At 67.2% G+C, this 25,596-nt stretch carries 25 protein-coding genes and 3 riboswitches; of the genes, 18 read left to right on the forward strand and 7 right to left on the reverse strand.

Features of this window, described 5'->3' with window-relative positions; translation table 11 throughout:
- Window positions 1-51: 51 nt before the first annotated feature.
- Genes bluB through cobU form a run of 3 tightly spaced genes read right to left on the reverse strand, consistent with a single transcriptional unit; the run spans window position 52 to window position 1,971 of the window.
- Window positions 52-684, reverse strand: a complete 633-nt coding sequence (gene bluB, locus C7G42_RS17805) for a 5,6-dimethylbenzimidazole synthase (protein WP_106950240.1) — start codon at window positions 682-684, stop codon at window positions 52-54.
- 4 nt (window positions 685-688) lie between these two features.
- The gene (cobS, locus tag C7G42_RS17810) at window positions 689-1,471 is read right to left on the reverse strand and encodes an adenosylcobinamide-GDP ribazoletransferase (protein ID WP_106950241.1); all 783 of its coding nucleotides are present in this window, start codon (window positions 1,469-1,471) and stop codon (window positions 689-691) included.
- A complete protein-coding gene (gene cobU, locus C7G42_RS17815; RefSeq protein ID WP_106950242.1) occupies window positions 1,468-1,971 on the reverse strand; it encodes a bifunctional adenosylcobinamide kinase/adenosylcobinamide-phosphate guanylyltransferase in 504 nt (167 codons plus the stop codon). The genes cobS and cobU overlap by 4 nt, the downstream gene beginning before the upstream one ends.
- Before the next feature lie 121 nt (window positions 1,972-2,092).
- On the opposite strand from cobU, the gene cbiB reads away from it, so the two are divergent.
- Window positions 2,093-3,034 carry an adenosylcobinamide-phosphate synthase CbiB gene (gene cbiB / locus C7G42_RS17820; protein ID WP_245427776.1) on the forward strand — a complete coding sequence of 314 codons (942 nt, stop codon included), beginning with the start codon at window positions 2,093-2,095 and terminating at the stop codon, window positions 3,032-3,034.
- A gap of 11 nt (window positions 3,035-3,045) precedes the next feature.
- Entirely contained in the window at window positions 3,046-4,011 is a 966-nt protein-coding gene (gene cobD, locus C7G42_RS17825; RefSeq protein ID WP_199580965.1) for a threonine-phosphate decarboxylase CobD, read from the forward strand.
- Here the strand turns inward: cobD and C7G42_RS17830 are convergent.
- Both C7G42_RS17830 and cobO read right to left on the reverse strand, forming a co-directional pair.
- Window positions 4,000-5,448, reverse strand: coding sequence for a cobyric acid synthase (locus C7G42_RS17830; RefSeq protein ID WP_106950244.1), 1,449 nt, complete (start codon window positions 5,446-5,448; stop codon window positions 4,000-4,002). The genes cobD and C7G42_RS17830 overlap by 12 nt on opposite strands.
- 7 nt (window positions 5,449-5,455) lie before the next feature.
- A complete protein-coding gene (cobO, locus tag C7G42_RS17835) occupies window positions 5,456-6,091 on the reverse strand; it encodes a cob(I)yrinic acid a,c-diamide adenosyltransferase (RefSeq protein ID WP_106950245.1) in 636 nt (211 codons plus the stop codon).
- A 40-nt stretch (window positions 6,092-6,131) separates the two neighbouring features.
- Window positions 6,132-6,350: riboswitch (cobalamin riboswitch) on the forward strand.
- 94 nt (window positions 6,351-6,444) lie between these two features.
- Between cobO and C7G42_RS17840 the strand changes: the two genes are divergently transcribed.
- From C7G42_RS17840 to cobJ, 7 genes are read left to right on the forward strand one after another with little or no spacing between them, the layout of a single operon-like run.
- Window positions 6,445-6,819 (forward strand): DUF1636 family protein, encoded by a 375-nt coding sequence (locus C7G42_RS17840; RefSeq protein WP_106950246.1) that lies wholly within the window; start codon window positions 6,445-6,447, stop codon window positions 6,817-6,819.
- Complete coding sequence (gene cobW, locus C7G42_RS17845) at window positions 6,816-7,865, forward strand: cobalamin biosynthesis protein CobW (protein ID WP_106950247.1); 1,050 nt, start codon at window positions 6,816-6,818, stop codon at window positions 7,863-7,865. The genes C7G42_RS17840 and cobW overlap by 4 nt, the downstream gene beginning before the upstream one ends.
- Window positions 7,865-11,113, forward strand: coding sequence for a cobaltochelatase subunit CobN (gene cobN / locus C7G42_RS17850; RefSeq protein ID WP_106950248.1), 3,249 nt, complete (start codon window positions 7,865-7,867; stop codon window positions 11,111-11,113). Before cobW ends, cobN begins: the two co-directional genes overlap by 1 nt.
- Window positions 11,110-12,273, forward strand: a complete 1,164-nt coding sequence (cobG, locus tag C7G42_RS17855; RefSeq protein WP_106950249.1) for a precorrin-3B synthase — start codon at window positions 11,110-11,112, stop codon at window positions 12,271-12,273. The genes cobN and cobG overlap by 4 nt, the downstream gene beginning before the upstream one ends.
- Window positions 12,273-12,902 carry a precorrin-8X methylmutase gene (locus tag C7G42_RS17860; RefSeq protein ID WP_106950250.1) on the forward strand — a complete coding sequence of 210 codons (630 nt, stop codon included), beginning with the start codon at window positions 12,273-12,275 and terminating at the stop codon, window positions 12,900-12,902. The genes cobG and C7G42_RS17860 overlap by 1 nt, the downstream gene beginning before the upstream one ends.
- A gap of 2 nt (window positions 12,903-12,904) precedes the next feature.
- Entirely contained in the window at window positions 12,905-13,636 is a 732-nt protein-coding gene (locus C7G42_RS17865) for a precorrin-2 C(20)-methyltransferase (protein WP_106950251.1), read from the forward strand.
- Complete coding sequence (gene cobJ / locus C7G42_RS17870) at window positions 13,633-14,367, forward strand: precorrin-3B C(17)-methyltransferase (protein WP_106950252.1); 735 nt, start codon at window positions 13,633-13,635, stop codon at window positions 14,365-14,367. The genes C7G42_RS17865 and cobJ overlap by 4 nt, the downstream gene beginning before the upstream one ends.
- Here the strand turns inward: cobJ and C7G42_RS17875 are convergent.
- Complete coding sequence (locus C7G42_RS17875; RefSeq protein WP_106950253.1) at window positions 14,343-15,089, reverse strand: cobalt-precorrin-6A reductase; 747 nt, start codon at window positions 15,087-15,089, stop codon at window positions 14,343-14,345. The two genes, cobJ and C7G42_RS17875, sit on opposite strands and share 25 nt — an antisense overlap.
- Between C7G42_RS17875 and cbiE the strand changes: the two genes are divergently transcribed.
- From cbiE to cobT, 8 genes are all read left to right on the forward strand, one after another.
- Entirely contained in the window at window positions 15,088-16,269 is a 1,182-nt protein-coding gene (cbiE, locus tag C7G42_RS17880; RefSeq protein ID WP_106950254.1) for a precorrin-6y C5,15-methyltransferase (decarboxylating) subunit CbiE, read from the forward strand. The two genes, C7G42_RS17875 and cbiE, sit on opposite strands and share 2 nt — an antisense overlap.
- Window positions 16,266-16,634: a cobalamin biosynthesis protein gene (locus C7G42_RS17885; protein ID WP_106950467.1), complete on the forward strand. Its 369-nt coding sequence runs from the start codon at window positions 16,266-16,268 to the stop codon at window positions 16,632-16,634. The genes cbiE and C7G42_RS17885 overlap by 4 nt, the downstream gene beginning before the upstream one ends.
- A complete protein-coding gene (gene cobM, locus C7G42_RS17890; protein WP_106950255.1) occupies window positions 16,631-17,413 on the forward strand; it encodes a precorrin-4 C(11)-methyltransferase in 783 nt (260 codons plus the stop codon). The genes C7G42_RS17885 and cobM overlap by 4 nt, the downstream gene beginning before the upstream one ends.
- On the forward strand, window positions 17,413-18,723 hold the full coding sequence (locus C7G42_RS17895) for a cobyrinic acid a,c-diamide synthase CobB (RefSeq protein ID WP_106950256.1): 1,311 nt from the start codon (window positions 17,413-17,415) through the stop codon (window positions 18,721-18,723). The genes cobM and C7G42_RS17895 overlap by 1 nt, the downstream gene beginning before the upstream one ends.
- The gene (gene cobA, locus C7G42_RS17900; RefSeq protein WP_106950257.1) at window positions 18,720-19,451 is read left to right on the forward strand and encodes a uroporphyrinogen-III C-methyltransferase; all 732 of its coding nucleotides are present in this window, start codon (window positions 18,720-18,722) and stop codon (window positions 19,449-19,451) included. The genes C7G42_RS17895 and cobA overlap by 4 nt, the downstream gene beginning before the upstream one ends.
- Window positions 19,452-19,484: 33 nt before the next feature.
- Window positions 19,485-19,703: riboswitch (cobalamin riboswitch) on the forward strand.
- A gap of 37 nt (window positions 19,704-19,740) precedes the next feature.
- The gene (locus tag C7G42_RS17905; protein ID WP_106950258.1) at window positions 19,741-20,418 is read left to right on the forward strand and encodes an energy-coupling factor ABC transporter permease; all 678 of its coding nucleotides are present in this window, start codon (window positions 19,741-19,743) and stop codon (window positions 20,416-20,418) included.
- A 46-nt stretch (window positions 20,419-20,464) separates the two neighbouring features.
- The gene (cobF, locus tag C7G42_RS17910; protein WP_106950259.1) at window positions 20,465-21,214 is read left to right on the forward strand and encodes a precorrin-6A synthase (deacetylating); all 750 of its coding nucleotides are present in this window, start codon (window positions 20,465-20,467) and stop codon (window positions 21,212-21,214) included.
- Between the two features lie 10 nt (window positions 21,215-21,224).
- Window positions 21,225-22,277, forward strand: a complete 1,053-nt coding sequence (cobT, locus tag C7G42_RS17915) for a nicotinate-nucleotide--dimethylbenzimidazole phosphoribosyltransferase (protein ID WP_106950260.1) — start codon at window positions 21,225-21,227, stop codon at window positions 22,275-22,277.
- Here the strand turns inward: cobT and C7G42_RS17920 are convergent.
- A complete protein-coding gene (locus tag C7G42_RS17920; RefSeq protein ID WP_199580966.1) occupies window positions 22,270-22,842 on the reverse strand; it encodes a histidine phosphatase family protein in 573 nt (190 codons plus the stop codon). The two genes, cobT and C7G42_RS17920, sit on opposite strands and share 8 nt — an antisense overlap.
- A gap of 72 nt (window positions 22,843-22,914) precedes the next feature.
- Window positions 22,915-23,117: riboswitch (cobalamin riboswitch) on the forward strand.
- 116 nt (window positions 23,118-23,233) lie between these two features.
- Between C7G42_RS17920 and C7G42_RS35330 the strand changes: the two genes are divergently transcribed.
- Entirely contained in the window at window positions 23,234-25,591 is a 2,358-nt protein-coding gene (locus tag C7G42_RS35330; RefSeq protein ID WP_199580967.1) for a TonB-dependent receptor, read from the forward strand.
- Window positions 25,592-25,596: the final 5 nt, after the last annotated feature.

Here is a 25,596-nt window from a genome sequence, read left to right on the forward strand (position 1 = left end):
GATTCCGGATTGCTTCGCTGAGCTCGTAATGGCGGAGGATGGAGCGGTGTCTCAACGCTTCAGCGTGAACGCGTCCGCCCCCCGCCGATGCTCCCATTTCGCCTGCTCCAGCTCGGGCTGGTCGCATTCGACTTGCGGATAGCCGATGCAGAGATAGGCGATGAACTTCCAAGTGTCAGGCACGTCGAGAATGGCGTGGATGCGATCCGGATTCAGGATCGACACCCAGCCGAGCCCAATGCCCTCGGCGCGCGCGGCGAGCCACATCGCGGTGATCGCGGCGACCACGGAGTATTCCGTCGTCTCCGGCATGGTGGCGCGGCCGAGGCCGTGGCCGATGTCGCTGGCCTTGTCGGCGAACACGGCGAGATGCCCGGGCGCCTGTTCGAGGCCGGACAGTTTCAGCGTGGCGTAGCGCGCGGCGCGCTCGCCGGCATACGCGTTCAGCGCATCGGCATTGCAAGCCCTGAAATCGTCAGTCACGGCGCGGCGGCGTCCGGTATCGTCGACGACGACGAAGCGCCAGGGCTGGCTGAGGCCGACTGACGGCGAGAGGCAGGCGGTCTCGATCAGGCGATCGATGGCGCCGGCCGGCAGTGGGTCGGTTCGAAAGCGGCGGACGTCGCGGCGCCACACGAACAGCTCGCGCAAGTGCTGACGGAAGGTGTCGTCGAACTGGACCATGAGATCAGCCCCCCATCCGGAAGGACGCGGCTACCAGCAGAATGAGGATCTCGCCGATCTGCTCGAAGGCACCGAGGATGTCGCCGGTCTGGCCGCCGATCTGGCGCACGGCAAGCCGTGCCAGCAACAGTCCGGCGAGCGACAGCAGGATCAGGCCGACCAGCGCCTTGCCCGGCCCCAACGCGAGAGCCAGCGCGAGCGTTCCAAGAGCCAAGGCGATGGCGACGCTGCGGCCCGGCGGCGATCCCGCGCTCGCCGACAGCCCGTCAGGCCGCGCCGGCGGTACCAATGCCATGAAGGCCGGCACGCCTGCGCGAGCGGCGGTGTGCGCGGCGCAAAGCGCAAATGCCACCGGCAAGGGATCGGCGATCGCGGCGAGTGCGCTCCAGCGCAGGCCGAACGACAGGATCAGCGCGCAGACGCCGTAGGTCCCGATCCGGCTGTCGCGCATGATCTCGAGCTTGCGCTCGCGCGTGCGGCCGCCACCGAGCCCGTCGGCGGTATCTGCGAGACCGTCTTCGTGCAGCGCGCCCGTGACGAGGGCGGTCGTGGCGAGAGCGAGCAGGGCGGCAAGGTTCGACGTCAGTCCGAAGCGGGTGGCGACCTCATAAACGAAAGCGCCGGCAAGACCGACCAGCAGGCCGGCCACCGGCAGAGCCCATGTCGCACGCGCGATGGCGCCGTCAGCCGCCGGCTTCGACGAGGCAACCGGGAGAATCGTGACGAACGACGCCGCCATCCTGAGATCGGCGACGGCGTCTTTGAGAAGCTCGACCCGCGTCATCATTTCAGCTTCATCGGCAGGCCAGCAACGACGAACTCGACCTCATTGGAAGCCGCCCCGATGACCTGGTTCATGATTCCGGCGGCGTCGCGATAGCGCCGCGCCAGCGCGTTGTCGGGCACGATGCCGAGGCCGACCTCGTTGGTGACGAGGACGACGGGGCTTTTCAAATGGGGCAGGGCGGCGGCGAGCGCGTTCACCTCGTGCTCCCAGTTGCGCTCCGCATGCAGCAGGTTGGAGAGCCACAGCGTCAGGCAGTCCACCAGTCTTGCACCGCCGCCATCTGTGGCGACCAGCGCGGGGACAAGATCAAGCGGCACCTCGCGTTCGATCCAGTCGGCTCCGCGCCGCGCGCGATGCTCGGCGATGCGCGCCTCCATTTCCGCATCGAGCGCCTCGGCCGTCGCGACGTAGACGGGCTCCCCGGGAAAGGTGCGCGTGCGCATTTCCGCACGCTTGCTCTTGCCCGATCGCGCTCCGCCTGTGATCAAGATGATGGCCATGAAGGTCTCCCGAGGGCCTGACTAATCACCAAACGCGATCAAAGACAAAGCCGAAATCAGGCGCCCGGGGGCTTGCGCTCGGGCCTTGCTTTGCGCAACAGGGGCGAGACAGGAGGCAGGTGTGGGTTTTGCGGGCGCGATGGTGTTGGCGATGGCGGTGGATGCCCTCCTGGGCTGGCCGTCGTGGCTGTTCGCGCGGATCGGCCATCCTGTGACCTGGCTTGGGCGGATGATCGGCGCCATTGATTCCGCGTGGAATCGCGCGTCGGATCCGCCGGCGTTTCGCCGTGGCGCGGGCATCGCCGGCGCACTCGTAGTGATCGCATTCTCCGTTGCGGTCGGCTGGGTGCTTCAGGTCCTGCTTCCCCAGGGTTGGATCCAGATCGCGCTGCTCGGCGTCCTGGCCTGGCCGGTGGTCGCGCTGCGCTCGCTGCATGATCATGTGGCCGCCGTCGCAGATCCGTTGCTCGCTGGCAATATCGCCGCCGCGCGCGACGCGGTCTCGCGCATCGTCGGTCGCGATCCCGCGGCGCTCGATGAGGCTGGCATCGCGCGCGCGGCGATCGAAAGCCTTGCGGAGAATGCCTCCGACGGCATCGTGGCGCCGGTGGTCTGGGGCGCGCTGTTCGGCCTGCCGGGCATCCTCGGCTACAAGGCGATCAACACGCTCGACTCCATGATCGGCCATCGCAGCGAGCGGCACGAAGCGTTCGGCTGGGCGGCGGCGCGCATCGACGATGTCGCGAACTTCATTCCGGCGCGGCTGACCGGATTTCTGTTCGTGCTGCTGGCACCGCGGCGATCCGACGCGCTATCGTGCATGACGCGCGACGCACGCCGTCACCGCTCGCCGAATGCCGGCTGGCCGGAAGCAGCGATGGCGGGCGGGCTTGGCGTGCGGCTCAGCGGCCCCCGTATCTATCACGGCAGCATCACGAACGAGCCCTGGCTGAACGAAGGCGCGCGCGATCCGCGCGCCGCCGACATGGCCGAGGCACTGACGGTCTACCGCCGCGCCATGCTGCTGCTCGCAGGCCTCCTTGCGATCCTGGCTTTCGCGTGAAAGAACGGGGCATGCGCGAGCACGGTGGAAATCTCGATTTGGCCCAGCAGCGTTTTGGCGGACGCGCCGAGGAGTGGATCGACCTCTCGACGGGGATCAACCGGCTGTCTTATCCCGTAGGCGAGATCGGCGCGCATCATTGGCAGGCGCTGCCGTCGCGCGCCGAGATCGACGCCCTGCATCAAGCTGCGCGGCATGCCTATCGCACGAGCGCGCCGATCGTTGCAACGAGCGGCGTGCAGGCCGTCATTCAAATGCTGCCGCAGCTAGCGCCATCGGGGCGTGCCCGCATTCTCGCTCCGACCTACAATGAATATGCTGGCGTGCTGTCGGCCGCGGGCCGGGAGGTCGAGGAAGTCGATGAATTCGATGCGCTGGCGGGCGCGGATCTTGCGATCATCGTCAATCCCAACAATCCCGATGGCCGGCGGTTTGCGCCCAAGGATCTGCTCGCGCTGCTGCCGCGCGTCGGCCGGCTCGTCATCGACGAAAGCTTTGCCGACTCCGTTCCGCAACTATCGCTTGCGCCGGACGCGGATCGGCGGGGACTGCTGATCCTGCGATCCTTCGGAAAGTTTTATGGACTCGCCGGCTTGCGCCTTGGTTTCGCGATCGGCGACGCCGCGGACGTCGCCAGGCTCGCCGCGATGTCGGGCCCATGGCCGGTCTCAGGGGCTGCGGTCGCGATTGGCAGCCGCGCCCTACGTGACGATGCGTGGGCCGAAGCGGCGTCAGTGCGTCTTGTGCGCGATTGTGTTCGGCTCGACGAGATGACGCGAGCGAAAGGCTGGCGGCTTGTCGGCGGTGCGTCACTGTTTCGTCTGTACGAGACGCCCGACGCACTTGCCGCGCAGGAAAAGCTCGCGCGTGGCCAGATCTGGTCGCGCGTGTTCGCGCAAAGGCCGAGATGGCTGCGCCTCGGTCTTCCGGGCATCGAAGCCGAATGGACACGCGTGGCCGAGGTCCTAGCGCGCTAGCGCGAGCAGTCCTTCGACATCGAAATGCTTTTCGATGTGATCAGCCAGCGCGTCGAGCGCGCTCTCGACCCGAGCTTGATAGGGCTCGTCGCCTGCGGGAATGTCGAGCCTGGCCAGATACGCCTTGCGGAAATCATCCGATGTGAACAGGCCGTGCAGATAACTGCCTTGCACGCGGCCATCGCGCGAGATCGCGCCTTCCGGCTCGCCGTTCAATTTCGCGAACGGGCGCGCACGATCCGGCCCGTCGGTGCGGCCGATGTGGATCTCGTATGCCTCGATAGGCTGATCCGTGGCGGCATGAACGGCCGCGACACGCGTCAACGTTTTTTGCGGGCTCATCACCGTCTCGACATCCAGCAGTCCGAGCCCCGCCGTGTCGCCGGCGGGCCCTTCGATGCCTTCGGGGTCGTCGACGCTCCGGCCGAGCATCTGATAGCCGCCGCAGAGGCCGAGCACATGGCCGCCCCTGCGGTGATGTGCGAGCAGGTCGATGTCCCAGCCCTGCGCGCGCAGGAAGGCAAGATCGCCACGGGTGGATTTGGAGCCGGGGATGATCACCAGGCGTACGTCGCCCGGGATCGCTTGGCCCTGGCGCACCATCACGAGATCGACGCCGGCTTCGAGCTTGAGCGGGTCGAGATCGTCGAAATTGGCGATCCGCGACAGCGCCAGGCATGCGATCTTACATTGGCCCGGCTTGCGTGCGTCGCTCAGGCCGAGCGCGTCTTCAGCCGGCAGTTCGCCCGCGCGCGCGAACCACGGCAGCACGCCGAGGCCGCGCCATGCGGTCTGTTGCTCGATCAGCTGGTAGCCGTCGTCGAACAGCGTGGGATCGCCGCGGAACTTGTTGATGACGAAGCCCCGGATCATCGCGGCATCGTCGGGGTCGATCACCGTCTTGATGCCGACGAGCTGGGCGATGACGCCGCCGCGGTCGATGTCGCCGACCAGTACGACTGGAACGTCCGCCTTGCGCGCAAAGCCCATATTGGCGATGTCGGACTTGCGCAGGTTCACCTCGGCCGGGCTGCCGGCGCCTTCGACCAGCACGAGATCGGCGCGCGTCTTCAGCCGCTCAAAGCTTTCCAGCACCGCGCCCATCAGCGAGGGCTTCATCGCCGCGTAGTCGCGTGCGCGCGCGGTCGCGATGCGCTTGCCGTGTACGATCACTTGCGCGCCGACATCGGTCTCGGGCTTCAGCAGCACCGGATTCATGTCGGTGTGCGGCTCGACGCCGGCGGCTAGCGCCTGCAACGCCTGGGCCCGGCCTATCTCGCCGCCGTCGACGGTGACGGCTGCGTTGTTCGACATGTTCTGCGGCTTGAAGGGCAGCACGCGCAGGCCGCGGCGCGTGAAGGCCCGCGCGAGGCCGGCGACGATGAGCGATTTGCCCACGTCCGAGCCGGCTCCCTGGATCATCAATGCGCGCGCCATCGTGTGATCAGAACTCGACGCCGGCCTGCGCCTTGATCCCGGAGCGGAAGGGGTGTTTGACCAGCGTCATCTCGGTGACGAGATCGGCGATCTCGATCAGTTCGTCCTTGGCGTTGCGCCCGGTGAGGACGACATGTGTCATCTCGGGCTTCGAGGTGGTCAGGAACTCGACGACGTCCGCAATGTCGAGATAGTCGTAGCGCAGCGCGATGTTGATCTCGTCGAGCACGACCATGCGCAAGCTGTTATCGAGAATCAGCTCCTTGGCCTTCTCCCAGCCGGCGCGTGCCGCGGCGATATCGCGGGCGCGGTCCTGCGTCTCCCAGGTAAATCCCTCGCCCATGGCGTGGAACTGGCAGAGATCGCCGAAATGACCGGTGAGCAGGCGCCGCTCGCCGGTATCCCAGGCGCCCTTGATGAACTGCACGACCGCGCAGGGGAGGCCATGGGCGACGCAGCGAACGATCATGCCGAAGGCCGAGGAGGACTTGCCCTTTCCGGAGCCGGTGTGAACGATGATGAGGCCCTTTTCGCCGCTCTTGGTGGCCATGATCTTGTCGCGCGCGGCCTTCTTCTTCGCCATTTTCGTGGCGTGGCGGGCGTCGGTTTCCTCGGCCGTTTTCGTATCCGGTTCAGGCGTCATCGGTCCCGGTCCTTCGGCTTGACAAGTGGCGGCCACCGGCAAATGGTGACCCGGTGTTGGTTCCTGTCCTATGACAGGCGAAGAGGGAATGCGATAGGGGCCGAATCGGCAAGATTTGGCTCCAAAATGCAGCCGCCCCCGCGACCGTGACCGGAGAGATGCCCGAAGCCACTGATCCCCTCTGGGATCGGGAAGGCGGGGATCGAAGGGGAAACCCTGCTCCGCAAGCCGGGAGACCTGCCAGCGCGGACGATTTTTGGACCGGCGGACGGGGTGTTCCGCGACGGGGAAGCAGGCCTTCGGAAGAATGGTCCGTGCGCCTCATCGCCTCCGCCGTATAATCTGGAAGAGCGATGACAGTCACACTTTACGTTTGCATCACCTGCCGCGCCGGCGAGACGCTGGGCGAGGGCGAGACCACGCCCGGCAAGCGCCTGCATGGCGCGATCCTCGAGGCCGGGGTGCCCGAGGGCGTCCACGTGGTTCCCGTCGAGTGCCTGTCGGCCTGCAATCAGGGCTGCTCGGTTGCACTGAGCGCGCCGGGCCGGTGGTCTTACGTCTATGGCCGCATCTCAGACGCCAATGCGAAGGACGTGGTCGCGGGCGCTGCCGCCTATGCCGCCGCTCCCGACGGGCTCGTGCCGTGGCGCAGCCGACCGGAAATATTCCGCAAGCAGTCGCTTGCCCGCATTCCCCCTGTTGCCGTCGTGCCGGAGGCCGCCGAATGAGCTCGCTCGCAAAAGTCCCGGTGACTGTGGTCACCGGTTTCCTCGGCTCCGGCAAGACGACGCTGATCCAACATCTGCTCAGCAACGCCAACGGCAAGAAGCTCGCGGTGCTCGTCAACGAGTTCGGCAGCGAGGGTGTCGATGGCGAGATCCTGAAATCCTGTGCCGATGCCAATTGCCCGGAAGAAAACATCATTGAACTCGCCAATGGCTGCATCTGCTGCACCGTCGCCGACGATTTCATTCCGACCATGGAGAAACTGCTGGCGCGGCCGGTGCGGCCCGACCACATCCTGATCGAGACCTCGGGCCTGGCGCTGCCCAAGCCGTTGCTGAAGGCGTTCGACTGGCCGGAGATCCGCTCGCGCATCACGGTCGACGGCGTGATCGCGCTCGCCGATGCCGAGGCCGTGGCAGCGGGTCGCTTTGCGCCGGATCCGATTGCGGTCGAAGCGCAGCGCGCGGCCGACGAAAATCTCGATCACGAGACGCCATTGTCGGAAGTGTTCGAGGACCAGATCGCCTGTGCCGACATCGTGCTGCTGACCAAAGCCGATCTTGCGGGGGCGGCCGGCATCGAAGCGGCCAAGGCGGCGATCACCGCCGAGATGCCGCGCCGTGTGCCGATGTTGGCCATCACCGATGGTGCGATCGATGCGCGCCTCATCCTCGGCCTCGGCGCTGCCGCCGAGAACGATCTCGCCGCGCGTCCCTCGCATCATGATGGCGAGGAGGAGCACGAGCACGATGATTTCAACTCTGTGGTGATCGATCTTCCTGAGGTGACCGACATCGACGCACTGGTCGCGTCGGTGCAACGTCTGTCGCGCGAGCAGAACGTGCTGCGCGCCAAGGGCTATATCGCGGTCGCGGGCAAGCCGATGCGGTTGCTGTTGCAAGCGGTCGGCGAGCGCGTGCGCCACCAGTACGACAAGCCCTGGGGGGCGGGCACCAGGCAGTCGAAGCTCGTCGTGATCGGCGAGCACGGCGATATCGACGAGGCCGCGATCAGGGCAGGACTCGGTCTTTCAGGATCTGGCATCTGATGCATGTCGTTTTCCGCGAGAGCCGCGGTCTCGAGGAGACCGCGACGCCAAGGGACATCGGCCAGGACCCGGCCGATCTCGTGGTGCTCTCGTATTCGGATTCCGATCTTGCGGCGTTTGCGGCCGGTTGGCGGCGCGGCCGCGACAGCCTGCCGACGCTGCGGCTCGCCAATCTCGTGGAATTGCGTCATCCACTGTCGGTCGACACCTATATCGAGCGCACGCTGTCGCAGACGCGCGGCATTCTGGTTCGCCTGATCGGCGGCGAGTCCTATTGGGCGTACGGCCTCGCGGCTCTTCAGCAGCTCGCCAGGGATCGCAATATCGTGCTGGCTGTGCTGCCGGCCGACGGCCGCGACGACACGCGGCTCGATGCGCATTCGACGCTGCCGGTCTCGACGCTGCGCCGGCTGAAGGTGCTCTGCGACACCGGCGGCCCGGTCGCTGCGCAAGCGGCGATTGCGCAGCTTGCGCTGGCCTCGGGCCTCTATGCAGGGCCCGTGATCGGCGAGATGACCATGCCCGAGATGGGCTTTTATGATCCGGCGCGCGGCGTCGTTGCTGCGCCGGCGGTCGGTGACGGCAAGCCGCGCGCGCTGGTGACGTTCTATCGCTCCTACCTCACGGCCGCGGATACCGGCCCGATCGATGCGCTGATCGCAGCGCTGCGCGAGCGCGGCTTTGATGCCTGCGGCGTGTTCGTCCCCTCGTTGAAGGCTCCGGGTGTCGCCGACTGGCTGCGGGCGCATCTCGCGCAAAATCCTCCGGCCGCAATCGTCAATGCGACGGCGTTCTCGGCCCTGGGTGACGATGGTACGACGCCGTTCGACGCCGCGTCATGTCCCGTCTTCCAGGTCGCGCTCTCGTCGGCCCGGCGCGAAGACTGGGCGGAGTCGTTGCGCGGCCTGTCGCCCGGCGATCTCGCGATGCATGTCGTGCTGCCGGAAGTCGACGGCCGGCTGTTCGCGGGCGTGGTGAGTTTCAAATCGGCCGCGCAGCGCGATCCCGATCTGCAAATTTCGCATCTTGCGCACAGGCCGGATGAAGAGCGCGTGAAGGCCATCGCCGCCCGCGTCGCGGCCTGGCGGCGGCTCGCCGAGACGCCGGCCGCCGACAAGAGGCTGGCGATCGTGCTCTCGAACTATCCGGGCAGACCGCACCAGATCGCGCACGCCGTCGGGCTCGATGCGCTGGCTTCGGTCGAAGCGCTGGTGTCCGACCTGGCGGCAGCCGGCTATGATGTCGCGCCGGTCCACGCACTTGGCGAGACGCTGCTGAAGCAGAGCTTGACCTGGAACGTCGCAGACTATCGCGCCGCGCTCTCGCGCCTTCCGCGAGCATTGCAGGACGATCTCGCGCAAGCCTGGGGTACGCCGGAGAGTGATCCGAGTTGCCGCAATGGTGACTTCCAGTTCGCGGCTGCCGCGTGCGGCCGGTCGATCATCGCGGTCCAGCCCGAGCGCGGCGATGCGGCCGCGCGTGATGGCGATTATCACGATCTCACCCGCACGCCGCGCCACGGCTATGTCGCGTTCTATCTCTGGCTCCGAGAGCAGGGCTGTGATGCCGTCGTGCACATGGGCGCGCACGGCACGTTGGAATGGCTGCCCGGCAAGTCCGTGGCGCTCTCCTCGCAATGCTGGCCGGAAGCCCTGATCGGCGACCTGCCGGTCATCTATCCCTTCATCGTCAACGATCCCGGCGAGGCCGCGCAGGCCAAGCGCCGTATCGGCGCCGTTACCATCGGCCATCTGCCGCCCACGCTCGCGCAATCCGCCGTGCCCGAAAGTCTGCGGCGGCTCGAACGCCTGCTCGATGAATATTCGACCGCGGATGGTCTCGATCCCGCGCGCCGCCAGAGGCTGATTGGCGCGATCCGCGACGAGGCGCGTGCGGTGGGCCTCGAAGACGATCTCGGTCTCGATGCGTCGGCCGCACCGGCCGAAGCGATTCCGCGGATCGATCGCTTCGTCTGCGATCTCAAGGAAAGCCAGTACGGCGACGGCCTGCACGTGTTCGGCCGCGGGGCCTGCGGCAACGCGGAGCGGGATGCCCTGCGGGCTGCGCTTGCCGGCCAGCGGGTCGCGCCCGGGCCTTCGGGCTCGCCCTATCGCGGCCGTCGGGACGTGCTGCCGACGGGACGCAATCTCTTTGCCGTCGACCCGCGCGCGGTGCCGACGCCGTCGGCGCATGCGCAGGGCATCAAGCTTGCGGAAGAGTTGCTGCGCCGTCACTTGCAGGATCATGGCGATTGGCCCAAGGGGCTCGTGGTCGATCTCTGGGGCTCGGCGACGATGCGGACGGCCGGCGAGGAATTTGCGATGGCGCTGCATCTGGCCGGCCTCGCGCCGCGCTGGGATCACGGCTCCGGCCGTGTGACCGGCTACGACATCATCGCGCCGGCCGAGCTTGGCCGTCCCCGCATCGACGTCACGTTGCGGGTGTCCGGCCTGTTCCGCGACGTCTTCTCAGGCCTTGCGCAATTGTTTGAGGTCGCCTCCGAGGCGCTTTCGGCGCGCGAGGAGGAGGGCGACGAGAATCCGTATCGTCATCGCGCCTCCCGCGTGTTCGCGCCGCGTCCGGGACAGTACGGCGTTGGCCTCTCGGCAATATCCGATGCTTTCTCGCCGGAGACGCGCGAGGCCGCGGGCGAAGCCTGGTTGTCGGCCTCGTCATGGGCGTTTTCGGCCAGCGGCGAAATGCAGCCGAATCGCGCCGGCATCGAGCAGCGCCTCGTCTCGGCGGATGCCTTCGTCCATGTCCAGGACTTGCCCGAAACCGACCTGCTGCTCGCGGCCGACTATGCCGCACATGAAGCCGGCGTTGCGGCGGCGGCTGCGCATCTCGGCGCGGCCGGACCATCACTCTATCACCTCGACGCGACGCGTCCCGAACAGCCCCATGCCCGCACTCTGACGGAGGAAATCTCGCGCGTCGTCCGTGCACGCGCGGCGAATCCGGGCTGGATCGCCGGGATGATGCGTCACGGTTTTCGGGGCGCAGCCGAGATCACGGCGACGCTGGAGCACATGGCCGCTTTCGCTCATCTCGCGGACGCCGTGCCTCCGCATCTGTTCGATCTCTACTACGATGCGACGCTCGGCAATGACGACGTCCGCGCCTTCATGGCGCGTGAAAATCCGTCCGCACTCGCGGCGATGGAGACCTGCTTTGCGCGCCTGCACGTTGCTGCGCTCTGGCAAACGCGCCGCAATTCGATTGCTGCAGCGTTGCGGGAGGCCTCATGAGTGCGGCCGCGGTCAAGGGCTGGTGTCCCGGCGCGCTGCGCCCGATGCTCTCGGGCGACGGGCTCGTGGTGCGCGTGCGTCCGTTCGGTGGGAGGCTCGAAGCACCACAAATCACAGGACTTGCCGAGCTCGCCGGGCAGCACGGCAATGGTCTAATCGACGTGACGAGCCGCGCCAATCTGCAGATCAGGGGTGTCAGCGAGGAAGGCCATCGGCCGCTGATCGACGGCCTTGCACGATTGGCGCTGCTCGATCCCGATCCGGCCACGGAAGCCCGACGCAACATCCTGGTCACGCCGTTCTGGCGTACTGGCGACGCAACTCAATCGCTCGCCGCCGAGCTCGAAGAAGCGCTCGAGGATAGTTCGCTTGCGCTTCCAACGAAATTCGGCTTCGCCATCGACGACGGGACCTCGCGCGTGCTCGCCGGCAATTCCGCCGACATACGGATCGAGCGCGATCGCACGGGCGATCTGCTGGTGCGGGCCGACGGCGCAAAGCTCGGGCGCTCCGTCGCACGCGGAGAGGCGGTGAGCACGGCGCTCGCGCTTGCAAGCTGGTTCCTGGTCTCCGGCGGCGCGGCGGGCGGGCGAGGGCGCATGGCGGCCCATATCGCCTCCGGCGCGGCATTGCCTCAATCGCTGCTTGGCGAGACCGAGCCCGCGCCGGTGATGGCCGCCTCGCGGCCCGGGCACTATCCGCAAGGCGCGATGGTCGGTGTCGCGTTCGGGCAGATGCTGCATACGACGCTGCAGCAGTTCGCCGGTTGCGGGCATGCGCTGCGCATGACGCCGTGGCGGATGGTGCTCAGCGAAGGCAAGCGCGAGATGCCGAGCGCGCCGGGCCTGATCACCGAGCCCTTTGACCCCGCGCTGCGCGTCATCGCCTGCAGCGGCGCGCCGCGCTGCCGCGAAGCCCATGCCGATACGCGTGCGCTCGCAGCGGCGCTCGCCCCGCGCATGGGCGCCGATACGCGGCTCCACGTCTCCGGCTGCGGCAAGGGCTGTGCCCATTCCGGCACGGCCGCGGTGACACTGGTTGCGACTCGCGCCGGATTCGATCTCGTCCGTGACGGCTCGATCCGGGACGAGCCGGTACTGCGCGGCCTGAACGGCGCCGACATCATCAGCGATCCCTCGATCCTGGTGGGAGGGCATTGATGCCGCATACTTACGAGACCGATGGTGCGGCGATCTATCGGCAATCCTTCGCCACCATCCGGGCCGAGGCCGATCTTGGCCGCTTCACGCCGGATGAGGAACAGGTCGTGGTGCGGATGATCCATGCTGCCGGCATGGTCGGCCTGGAGGCGCATATCCGTTTCACGCCCGGCATGGGGACGGCCGCGCGCGCTGCTCTGCAACGGGGCGCGCCGATCCTTTGCGACGCGCGCATGGTCTCGGAGGGAATTACGCGCGCAAGGCTTCCCGCGGCGAATGCCGTCATCTGCACGCTTGGGGACGAGACCGTGCCTGCGCTGGCGCAATCCATGCGCAACACCCGCTCAGCCGCGGCGCTGGAGCTGTGGCGGCCGCATCTCGATGGTGCGATCGTTGCGATCGGCAATGCGCCGACCGCGCTGTTTCATCTGCTCAACATGCTGGAGGACCGCGATTGCCCGCGGCCCGCGGCGATCATCGGCTGTCCCGTGGGCTTCGTCGGTGCCGCCGAATCCAAGGCCGCGCTGATGGCGGATCCGCCGGTACCTGCGCTGACCGTGGAGGGCCGCCTCGGCGGTTCCGCGATCACGGTTGCCGCCGTGAATGCGCTGGCGAGCCGGAGCGAATAGCGATGGGACGCATCATCTGCTGCGGTCTCGGCCCCGGCGATCCCGATCTGATGAGCGTGCGCGCCGATCGCACCGTGCGCGGCGCGAAGCACGTTGCCTATTTCCGCAAGAAAGGAAGGCCGGGCCAGGCCCGGCGCATCGTCGAAGGCATGCTGGCGCCTGATGTCACCGAATATCCGATGGAATATCCTGTGACGACAGAGATCGCGTTCGACAGCCCGGAATATGTCCAGCTGCTTGCCGGCTTCCACGACGAATGGGCCGAGCGCCTGGCGCGGCTTTCGCGCGCGGTCGACGTTGTCGTGCTCTGCGAGGGCGATCCCTACTTCTACGGTTCGTTCATGCATTTGCACACGCGGCTGCAAGGTCGCGTCGAGATCGAGGTGATCGCAGGCATTCCGGGCATGGTCGGCTGCTGGAATGGGGTCGGACAGCCGATCGCGCTCGGTGATGACGTCACGACCGTGCTGATGGGGACGCTGACCGAGGACGAGCTCGAGCGGCACATGCGCGATTCCGATGCGCTCGTCGTCATGAAGACCGGCCGCAATCTCGCAAAGGTGCGGCGCGCGCTCGCATCCGCGGGCCGGCTCGACGATGCCTGGCTGGTCGAGCGTGGCACCATGCCGGGCGAGCGCGTGGTGCGGCTCGCCGAGGTCGACGGCGCCGACTGTCCTTATTTCGCGATCGTGCTGGTCCACGGCAAGGGCCGGCACCTGGATGCCGCCGAATGACGGGCACATTGACCATCGCGGGCCTCGGCCCGGGCAACGATGCGTTGGTGACGCCCGAGGTCACGGCGGCGCTGGCCGCCGCGACCGATATTCTGGGTTACGCGCCCTATGTCGCGCGGGTGCCGCCGCGTGCCGGGCTGAAGCTGCATCCCTCGGATAACCGCGAGGAGCTGCAGCGCGCGAGCGAGGCTTTGCGGCTTGCGGCGGAAGGCGGGCAGGTCGTCGTCGTGTCCTCCGGCGATCCCGGCGTCTTTGCGATGGCCTCGGCCGTGTTTGAGGCACTCGAACAGGCGCCGCAATGGCGGAATCTTTCGATCCGCGTGCTGCCGGGCATCACGGCGATGCTGGCGGCGGCCGCGCGCGCAGGCGCGCCGCTCGGCCATGATTTCTGCGCGATCAACCTCTCCGACAATCTGAAGCCGTGGGCGCTGATTGAAAAGCGCCTGCGGCTGGCGGCGGAAGCCGATTTCTCCATTGCGATGTATAATCCGCGCTCGGCAAGCCGGCCGGAGGGCTTTGCCCGCGTGCTCGCAGTATTGAAAGAGGCAAACTGTGGCGAGCGCCTCGTGATCTTTGCGCGCGCGATCAGCACTCCCGACGAGAAGATCGTGACCGTGACGCTGAACGACACGACACCGGAGATGGCCGACATGCGCACGCTGGTGATCGTCGGCAATTCGCAGACGCGCCGTGTCGGCCGCTGGGTCTATGCGCCGAGGCGGGTCTCATGACCGAGCCACTGCATCACCTCGGCGACGCTCTCAACCCGTCGACGTTCGGGCAGCTCCGGTCGCGAGATCATGATTACGGGCAGGCCGAGCATGCGGGCCGCGTCGATCTTGGCGCGCGCGCCGTCGCCGCCGGAGTTGCGCGCGACGATCCAGACGATGCCGCGTTCCCGCATCATCTCCAACTCGCCGTCCAGCAAGAACGGGCCGCGCGATACGATTACGTCGGCGACGAAGGGCAGGAGTGCGTCCGGCGGATCGACGAAACGCAGCGTGTAGCTGTGTTGCGGCTTCGCCGCGAACGGTGCGATATGCTGGCGGCCGATGGCGAGAAACACTTTTGCGGGCGCTTCGGGCAGCGCGGTGGCTGCGGCGCTGACATCGGCCACCTCGTTCCAATTGTCGCCGGGCGCTTTGGTCCAGGGCGCGCGCTCCAGCGCGATCAGCGGTGTGCTCGTCTGCGTGGACGCCGCGACCGCATTGCGGCTCATCTCCGCGGCGAAAGGATGCGTCGCATCGATCACATGCGTGATGCTTTCGCTGCGGATGTAGTCGGCAAGCCCGCTCACGCCGCCGAAGCCGCCGATGCGGGTCGGCAGCGGCTGATCGGCAGGCGCGCGGGTGCGGCCGCCGTAGGAATAGACGGCGCCAAGCCCGGCGCGCGCGATCTCCGCCGCGAGCAGGCTCGCATCGGCCGTTCCGCCCAGTATGAGCGCGCGCGTCATGTCTGATCCCTGGCTGACCATCATCGGTATCGGGGAAGATGGCCTCGCCGGGCTGTCCGAGGCAAGCCGGAAGGCGCTTGCTTCGGCAGAAATCGTGTGCGGCGGCGAACGTCATCTTGCGCTCGCCGATGTCGGCAGTCGGGGCCGCCGTTGGCCGGTACCGTTCAACGCCGATGTCGTTCTCAATTGCCGCGGCCGGCCGACGGTGGTGCTCGCCTCCGGGGACCCGTTCTGGTATGGCGCAGGAGCGGTTCTCGCCGAGAAGCTCAGTGGCGACGAATGGGTCGCTCATCCGGCCCCGTCGACTTTCTCCCTTGCTGCAGCGCGCCTCGGCTGGCGCCTGGAGACCGTGACCTGCATCGGGCTTCATGCGGCGCCGTTCGAACGTCTGATGCCGCATTTGGCGGCAGATGCACGCATCATCTGCCTGGTGCGCGACGCAGCTGCGGTCGGAGACCTCGCGAAATGGCTGGCGAAGCGCGGATGGGGCGCCTCGCTGTTGTGGACGCTCGAAGCGCTGGGCGGGCCCCGGGAATGCATTGACCAGCATCGCGTCGATCTCTTTGCGGGGGATATTCCCGGAGATCTTGTTGCGGTCGCGCTATTGCTGGTCGGGACGCAGGGCATTCCCCGTAGCTCGGGTTTGCCCGACGATCTGTTCATTCACGACGGCCAGATCACCAAGCGCCCGGTGCGCGCGCTCGCGCTCTCGGCGCTGGCGCCGCGTCCGGGCGAACGGCTGTGGGATATCGGCGCCGGTTCGGGCTCGATCTCGGTCGAGTGGGCGCTGTGCGGCGGGACGGCGACCGCGATCGAGGCGCGCGAGGATCGCGTCGCGAACATCCGCAGCAATGCAGAAGCGTTTGGACTTTCGCACCGGATCGCCGTCGTCACCGGGAGGGCGCCCAAAGCTGTTGCTGCACGCGAAGCACCGCATGCGGTCTTCATCGGCGGCGGTCTCGACAGCGCGATGTTCGATGCGATCTGGTCGCGGCTAGCGCCCGGCACGCGGCTGGTCGCGCATTCCGTGACGCTGGAGACGGAAGCGCTGCTTGGCGAGCTTCACCAGCGCCATGGCGGCGAGCTGATGCGGGTCGAGATCGCGCATGCCGCGCCGCTCGGCCGCTACCGGTCATGGGAGGCAGTACGGCCAGTGGTGCAGTGGAGCACGGTCCGATGAAGGTCGCCGGACTCGGCTTCAGGAAGGACGTCACGCTGGCTTCGTTGCGCGAAGCTTTACGCGCAGCAGGTGGACCTGAAGGCCTCACGGCGATCGCGACGATCAGCGACAAGGCCGATGCGGAGCCCTTGCTGCAGCTCGCACGCGAGTGCGGCGTGCCAGTCAAGGCTGTTCCGGCCGACGTCCTTGCGAGCGTCGATACGTTGACGCAGTCGAAATTGGTCACCGGGAAGTTCGGCACCGGATCGATCGCCGAGGCTGCGGCGCTCGCGGTCGCCGGTCCTCGCGCACGGCTGATTGCGACGCGTGTCGTCTCGCAGGATCGCACGGCGACCGCCGCGATCGCGGAAGGAGACGGCGCATGACGGTGCACTTTATCGGCGCAGGGCCGGGCGCGCCCGATCTGCTGACGCTGCGCGGGCGCGACCTGATTGCCGCCAGCCCGGTCTGCCTCTATGCCGGCTCGCTGGTGCCGGAGGGCGTGCTGGCGCATTGCCCGCCCGGCGCGCGCATCGTCAATACCGCAGCCTTGTCACTCGACGCGATCATCTCCGAGATCGCCGCCGCGCATGCGGAAGGCAAGGATGTGGCGCGACTGCATTCCGGCGATCTCTCGATCTGGTCGGCGATGGGCGAGCAGCTTCGCCGCCTGCGCGCGCTCGGCATTCCCTACACCGTCACGCCCGGCGTTCCCTCTTTCTCGGCTGCGGCGGCAGCGCTCGAGGTCGAGCTGACGCTTCCGGGCCTTGCCCAGTCAGTGGTGCTGACGCGCACACCGGGCCGCGCCAGCGCGATGCCTGAGGGTGAGAGGCTCGCCGCATTTGCCGCGACCGGCGCGGTGCTCGCGCTCCATCTGTCGATCCATCTGCTCGCCGAGGTCGTCGCCGAGCTCACGCCGCATTACGGCGCGGATTGCCCGGTCGCGATCGTCTGGCGCGCGAGCTGGCCGGACCAGCGCATCGTCCGCGCCACGCTTGCAACACTCGATGCTGCCGTTGGCACGGAGATGGAGCGCACCGCGCTGATCCTGGTCGGCAAGACGCTGGAGGCCGCGGATTTCGACGAGAGCCGCCTTTATGCCGCCGATTACGACCGCCGCTATCGGCCGGTCGGCGCCGAGCCGCGCTTCCCGGAGGCCTCGTGATGGCGGCAGGCCTCGTCATCTCCGCACCGGCCTCCGGCGTCGGCAAGACCACGCTGACGCTGGCGCTCGCGCGCGCCTGGCGTCATCGCGGCCTGAACGTGCAGTGCTTCAAGAGCGGGCCAGACTATATCGATCCAGCCTTCCACGCCGCCGCTACAGGCCGCGCCTCCGTCAACGTCGATAGCTGGGCGATGGACCGCGGGACAATCGCCCATCTCGTCAGCCGCGGCGTGGACGCCGATGTCGTGCTGGCAGAGGGCTCGATGGGCCTGTTCGACGGTGTCGCCGCCCGCGGCGTTTCCGGCACCGGTGCCACCGCCGATATCGCGGAGATGCTGGGCTGGCCCGTGGTGCTGGTGATCGACCCTTCCGGGCAGGCGCAGACCGCAGCGGCGATTGCCGCAGGCCTTCGCGATTATCGCCCCGGGTTGAAGCTTGCTGGCGTCGTGCTCAATCGCGTCGCCAGCCCGCGCCATGAAAATCTCGTGCGGCATGCGCTCAACGAGGCCGGCATTGCCGTGTTCGGCGCGCTGCCGCGCCATGCCGAGATCAGCCTGCCGAAGCGGCATCTCGGCCTGGTGCAGGCCGAGGAGCAGGCCGAGATCGGCAAGCTGATCGACGAGGCCGCGCGCTTCGTCGCCGAGCATGTCGATCTCGATGCGGTGCTGCGATCTGCAGCCAGCTGGTCGCCACAACCTGCCGTGAACGGCCTAAACGTGACGCCGCCGGGGCAGCGCATCGCGCTCGCCCGCGATGCCGCGTTCTCCTTCGTCTATCCGCATATGCTGGAAGCCTGGCGCGCGGCGGGCGCGGAGATCTCGACATTCTCGCCGCTCGCCGATGAAGCGCCTGACGCGAGCGCCGATGTGTGTTGGCTGCCCGGCGGCTATCCCGAGCTTCATGCCGGCAAAATCGCGGCCCATGCGCGTTTTCGCAGCGGCCTGCGCGCCTTCGCCGAGACCCGGCCGGTGCACGGCGAATGCGGGGGCTATATGGCGCTGGGCACCGCTTTGACCGATGCGGATGGTGTCCGCCACGAGATGGCGGGCTTGCTCGGCCTGGAGACTAGCTTTGCCAAGCGCCGCATGCATCTCGGTTATCGTCTGGCCGAACTCGCCGCGCCGATGCCGGGACACCGCCCCGGCGCACGCCTGCGCGGCCATGAATTCCACTATTCAACGATCATCGCGCAGCCTGACATGCCGCTGGCCGTGGTGCATGATGCCACCGGCGCGGTCATCGCCGAGACCGGCTCGCGGCGCGGCCACGCCACCGGTACGTTCTTCCATCTGATCGCGGAGGACCGGTGAGCGGCTTCGTCTCCTTCATCTCCGCCGGGCCCGGCGACCCCGAGCTGCTCACGCTCAAGGGCGCCGCGCGGCTGCGCGAGGCCGACGTCGTGCTCTATGACGATCTTGCCTCCGGCGCGATCCTCGATCTCGCCCGGCCCGGCGCCAATCTCGTCGCGGTGGGGAAACGGGCAGGACGTCCCTCGACCAGGCAACATCACGTCAACCGTCTGCTGGTCGACTATGCCGCAACAGGGGTGCGCGTCGTGCGGCTCAAGTCGGGCGATGCCGGCATTTTCGGCCGGCTCGAAGAGGAGCTGGAGACCCTGCACGAAGCGGGCATCGGCTATGAGATCGTTCCCGGCGTCACCTCGGCCTGCGCCGCGGCGGCGCAGGCCGGCATTCCCCTGACGCGGCGCCACACCGCACGCCGGGTGCAGTTCGTGACCGGGGCCGATGTCACCGGAGAGTTGCCTCCGAATCTGAATTGGGTGGCGCTGGCCGATCCTGAGGCGACGACCGTGGTCTATATGGGCCGACGCACCTTTCCGGCGCTTGTCGCAAAACTGGTCGCGCACGGCCTCGCCGCGGATACCCCGGCGCTGGTCGCCGAATCCCTCGGCCGTCCCGACGAGCGGTTGGTGCGCACCACCATTGCCGAACTTGCCGAGCAGCTTGCGCGCGGCGGCGTCGCCTCGACCGCCGCCGTCATCCTGTTCGGCGCGCTGGCGGGGGATTATCCGTCATGATCGGCCCGGCACTTGCGCAGGCTCGACGAAAGGGGCACACAGGAGGGGCATGGTGCTCGACGCGGCGCAAAGCGCCGGAGCATAATCGGGAATGGGGGTGGGCGGACCCAATTGCGGCGCCCAAAACCCCAGCCGCCCCCGCGACTGTAAGCGGTGAGGGACTCCGATCAGCCACTGGGCCGCAAGGTCCGGGAAGGCCGGAAATCCCAGAGAACCGCGAGCCAGGAGACCGGCCGTGCACGTTTTGAGGCCAAGGCCGTCGGGTGTGACGGCAGGAAGGAATTGAGCCATGCATATCGAACCCGGTCTAGTGACGGGCGCCAAGCTCGTGTTGAGTTACGCAACCGGCATCGCCGCAGGCGGCGTTGCGCTGAAGCTCGCGGTCGAGACCGTGCGTGAGCAGGGGATTACGTCGTTCGCGGCACGGACGCTCGCCACCACGGTCCTCGTCTTCGTCTTCTTCGAGATCCTGCCGCACTTCCCGGTCGGTGTCTCCGAAGTGCACTTCATCCTCGGCTCGACGCTGTTCCTGCTGTTTGGTGCTGCGCCCGCCGCCTTCGGCCTTGCTTTCGGTCTCCTGCTCCAGGGCGTATTCTTCGAACCCGCTGACATCCCGCAATATGGCATGAACGTCACGACGCTGCTGGTGCCGCTGTTCGCGATCCAGGCGATCGCCACGCGGATCATTTCGCGCAACACCGCCTATGTCGATTTGAAATATCGACAGGCGCTGGCGCTTTCGACGACCTACCAGGCCGGCGTGATCGCCTGGGTGGCGTTCTGGGCGCTTTACGGTTCGGGCTTTGCGATGAGCAACCTCGCGAGCATTGCGACGTTTGCGGCTTCTTACGCGCTGGTCATCGTGATCGAGCCGCTCGCCGATCTCGCCGTACTCGCGCTGGCGAAGTCGTTGCGCGGCGTCACCGCGCCCGGCCTCGTCACCCCGCGCCTGCACAACGCGGCCTGAGAGACAAGCGAACGGGCGGTCAGCAAGGCCGCCCGTCGCGTTCGCGATGCTCACGCTCTCCCTGATAGGCATCGGTTGCGGGGATCCCGACCAGCTCACGCGCGCCGCTGTTCAAGCGATCAACGCCGCCGATCTCGTCCTGATCCCGCGCAAGGGAACGGCGAAGTCGGATCTCGCCGATCTCAGGCGGACGATCTGCGCGGACGTGCTCACCAGCGACAAGACAGCCATCGCTGAACTCGATCTTCCCGTGCGCGACGCTGCTGAAGCCGATTACCGCAGGGGCGTGGACGATTGGCACGATGCCGTTGCAGCGACCTGGTCGCAGACGATCGCAACCCATCTTGAAGGCGACGGCAAAGTCGCGCTGCTGATCTGGGGCGATCCCTCGCTCTATGATTCCTCGCTGCGCATCGCGCGGCGGCTCAATCCCTTGCCTGACATCGAGGTCGTGCCCGGCATCACCTCGATCCAGGCGCTGTGCGCGGCGCATGCGCTGCCGCTCAACGACATCGGCGAGCCCTTCCTGGTCACGACGGGGCGGCGCTTGCGCGAAGGCGGCTGGCCGCAAGGTGTCGATACCGTGGTGGTGATGCTCGACGGCGGCACGGCGTTTCAAGTGCTTGATCCGGAAGGCTTGCAGATCTGGTGGGGTGCATATCTCGGCATGCCCGACCAGATCGTGATGTCCGGCGCGCTCGCCGACATTGGCCCGCGCATCGTCGCGGCGCGTCACGAGGAGCGCCAGCGGCATGGCTGGATCATGGACAGTTACATTCTCAAGCGCGCGCGTTGAGCCAGGCAGCATGCTCCCCGAATGGGTTACCTGGAACTGCCCCGAAATCTCCGCCGCACATCGCGAGGCGGCGATTGCGCGGCAGGCGCAACTGACAAAGCCGACCGGCGCACTCGGCCGGCTGGAGCAGCTTGCGATCGAGCTCGCCGGTTTGCAGGCGACCGAGCAGCCGCGTGCGGCGCATGTGCCGATCATCATCTTCGCCGGCGACCATGGCATCGTGGCGCAGGGCGTATCGGCGTATCCGCAAGGAGTGACCATCGCGATGATGGCGAATTTTGCCTCCGGCGGAGCCGCGATCTCGGTGCTGGCGCGCGAGCTTGGCTCGAGCCTGGAAGTGGTCGACGCCGGCACGCTGGCGCAGGACGAGATGGCAGGAATCGTCACCGACAAGCCGCGCCACGGTACGCGTGATTTCAGCGTCGAGGCAGCCCTCGCACCCGCCGAGCTGGCGTTCGCGTTCGAGGCCGGCCAGCGCGCGGTCGCACGTGCGGCAGCCCATCAGCCTGATCTCCTGATCTTCGGCGAGATGGGAATCGGCAACACCACAAGCTCGGCGGCGATCGCCGCAAGCCTGCTTGGCGTCAGCGCCGAGGAGATCGCGGGCAGCGGTACCGGGGTCGATGCGGCCGGCCGCGCGCACAAGGCGCGGGTGATCGATGCGGCGATAGCCCGCCACGGCGTTGCGGGCGCTTCGCCTGAAGGAATTCTGTGCGCAGTCGGCGGCCTCGAGATCGCGGCGATCTCGGGTGCGATCATCGCGGCCGCGCAGCGCCGCATCCCGGTCTTGATCGACGGCTTCATCGTGTCGGTGGCAGCGCTCGCGGCGGCGCGACTCAACCCATCGTGCCAGCCGTTTCTGCTGCCGTCGCATCAATCGGCGGAGCAGGGACACCGGATGGTGTTGCGCGCGCTGAACGTGCAGCCGTTGATCAGCCTCGATCTCCGGCTCGGAGAGGGATCGGGCGCGGCCATTGCGCTGCCGCTGGTTCGGCTCGCCTGTGCGCTCCACAACGAGATGGCGACCTTTGCGCAGGCCAATGTGCCTGACAGGCCTAGCTGATCCGCTGATTGGCGGAGACGACGCGCCAGCCGCTCGCAAGGCGATCGATCCGGGTCAGCGACAGCGGATCGATCACGAAGCGCAGGGCGGCTTGCGGAGTCAGATCCAGCGCGATGCATAGCGCGGCGCGGATGGTGCCGGAATGCACGACGAGCGTGGCCGATCCGGCTCCGATCCGCGACAGACCGAGCCGGACGCGCGCGACCTGATCCGCAAAGCTCTCGCCGCCCGGCGGCCGTGTGTTCGCCGGATCACTCCAGAACTGCGCATAGGCATCGTCGCCGGTGGCAGTGAGTTCGTCGTGTCGATGGCCGGTCCAGCCGCCGAAATCCTGCTCGCTGAATTCGCTGATCAACTCCGGTTCGAGCCCCAGCGCGCGCGCCGTCTCGACCGTGCGCCGTGCGGGGCTGGCAAAGCTCGCGGCATCCGGCGGCAGACGTCGTCGCACGTCATCCAATTGGGCGCGATCGCCGAGATCTGCCGGCGCGTCGGCGGCGTGGATGGTGCCTGTGACGCCCTGGACGGGCGCGTGCCTTATCAGCCAAAGGAAGGTCTCGCCTTCCATGCTCATCTCCAAGGAAGTTGGTCGCTGTGGCAAGAACGCCGCAACTGGCACATTGACTCTGTTGTGATGGTAATCCTAGATGCTCGCGACGGTTTCCCCGAGAGGGGATGAAAAGGGAATACGGTGCGGGGACATTGTCCCCAATGCCGTGGCTGCCCCCGCAACTGTAAGCGGTGAATCCTTCGTCAGAAGCCACTGGGGTGCTCGGTCCCGGGAAGGCGACGAAGTGGTGACGACCCGCGAGCCAGGAGACCTGCCGTCAGCCGTGGTCACACGCGAAGATGTCGGTCGGGGAGTACAGACATTCGGCTTCATCGGGCGGCTGACAAGCCAGACGGTGAGACCTCGTTCGCTGTGACGTGCCACTGACGTCATACCGAGGTCCCAAACCGTGTCTTCCATCCGTACCGTACGACCGCGTCGCTTCCTGCTCGCGTCTGCCGCGCTCACATCTCTGGCCGCTTTCGATCTGCCCGTCGCGCTGGCGCAGCAGGCCCGTGAGCCCCTGCCGCCGGTCGAAGTGTCGCCGGCCCAATCCCGCAAACAGGCCAAGCCTGCCGGCCGGGAGGCGCAGAGCCCGCGCCGCGCGGCGGCGCGCAGGCCGGCAACCGCAGCAGCGATGCCGAAGCCCGTCGTGCCGACCGAGGCCCCCCCGACGCCGCTCAACAGCAACGCCGTGGCCGAAAGCGCCTCGCGGCTCGGCCTGACGGTGCGCGAGACGCCCGCGACCGTCGAGGTGATCTCCGCCGCGACCATGCGCGAGCAAGGTTATCGCACCGTGTCCGACGTGGCGCAGGGGGCGGTCGGCGTCACGTCCGGCGACAATCCGGCCGAACCCGCGGCGTTCTCCATGCGCGGCTTCACCAACAGCCAGATCAACACGCTCTACAACGGCATCAAGATTGGTCCGCAAAACATGACCTCGCGGATTACCGACACCGCCAATCTCGAAGCGGTGGAGTTTCTGAAGGGGCCGGCCTCGCTGATATCCGGCGAGGGCGCCGCTGGCGGCGCGATCAATTTTGTCACCAAGCAGCCGCATACCGGACCGATCCGCAACGAGGCGGATTTCTCCTGGGACTCGCTGAACTCGTTCCGCGCGCATTACGGCTCGGGCGGCAGCACCAATGTCCAGGGGCTGGACTATCGCTTCGACGTCAGCCGCTCCTCGCTCAACGGCTTTGCCGATGACACCAACACCAGGACGCTCGACGTGTCGGGCCAGCTCAACTACCGCATCTCCGACAGCCTCAAGGTCTGGGGCGCGATCGAGTATCGCGAAGATCGCTCGAAAGCCTATTGGGGCGCGCCGCTGGTGCCGGTCGCCTTCAGCGGCTCGCATGCGACGACGGGGATTGTCTCCGGCAATTACGTCTCGAACTACAACAAGACCAATCTTGGCGCTGTCACCATCGACGACCGGACCTTCAACACCAATTACAACGTCCTCGACAACCGCAACGTCGCGCAGGAGGTGTGGCTGCGCGGCGGCTTCGAGCTGAAGCTCGCGCCTGACCTGACCCTGAAGAGCCAGGCCTATGGCTACGGCGCGGAGCGCACCTGGTTCAACAACGAGATCGAGGCCTTCAATTCCACCACGAATCTGGTCGATCGCGAGCGCTTCTACGTCGCGCACAGCCAGCGCCTCGTCGGCAACATCACCGATTTGATCTGGGACGCAGATATCGCAGGCTTCGACAATCGGCTGGTTACGACGCTGTCGTCGAGCTACCTCGATTTCGTCAGGCCGGGTGCTGCAACCTTTCCCGGCGACTCCGTCTCGCTGCTCGATCCCAATCGTGGATTTTACGGCGTGCTGACCACGCAGCAGCAGACCGCCCGCATCGACAACGAGGCGCTGTCGTTCGAGGACCGGCTGAAGCTGACGCGGACCTTCGCGCTGGTCGGGGGCCTGCGCGCCGAGCATATCGGGCTCGACCGCAATTCGACCGACTCCGCCGGGCTTGTGAAAGCGGGTTTTCCATTCACGAAAGACTGGGCGCCGGTAACGGGCCGCGTCGGTTACACTTGGGAGGCTATGCCCGGCCTGACCTTCTTCAGCCAGTATGCGACCGGCGCCGACATCTCCGCCAACAACATCTTCCTGCTCGGGCCGACCCAGCCGCTCGACCTGACGACCGCGCGCACCTACGAGACCGGCGTCAAGCACCTGTTCTGGGACAACAGGGCGGAGTGGTCGTTCTCGGCCTACGACATCGTGCGCAAGAACGTCTATGCCGCGGCCGGCGGCATGGCGCTCAATATCGCGGGGCGACAGGAATCGAAGGGCGTCGAGCTTGCCGCTTCGGTCCGTCCGATCGACCCGCTGCGTCTGTGGGGCAACATCGCCTATGTCGATGCGCGTTATGCGGATTACAATTTCGTCGGTGGCTCGTTCTCGGGCAACACGCCGCCCAACGTGCCGCGCATCGTAGCAAATGCCGGTGCGTCCTGGCGATTCTTCACGCCCTGGCCGGTGGAGCTGGGCATCACCGGCCGGCATGTCGGCGACCGCTACAACACCGATGCCAATGTCGTGACGATGAAGGCGTACACCCTCGCTGACGTCTACGCCTTCGTCGACATCCCCAGGACGGTGTTCAACGCGGTCGACCGGGCGCGCCTGACCTTCCGTGTCCGCAACATCACTGATAAACGCTACGCGATCTGGGGCGACCCGTTCTATCCCGACCAGATCCTCCTCGGCGCGCCGCGCACCTATGAGCTCTCGGCCGCGTTCAAATGGTAGGGCGC

It is taken from the genome of Bradyrhizobium sp. MOS003, from assembly GCF_003020125.1.
Taxonomy (GTDB): domain Bacteria; phylum Pseudomonadota; class Alphaproteobacteria; order Rhizobiales; family Xanthobacteraceae; genus Bradyrhizobium.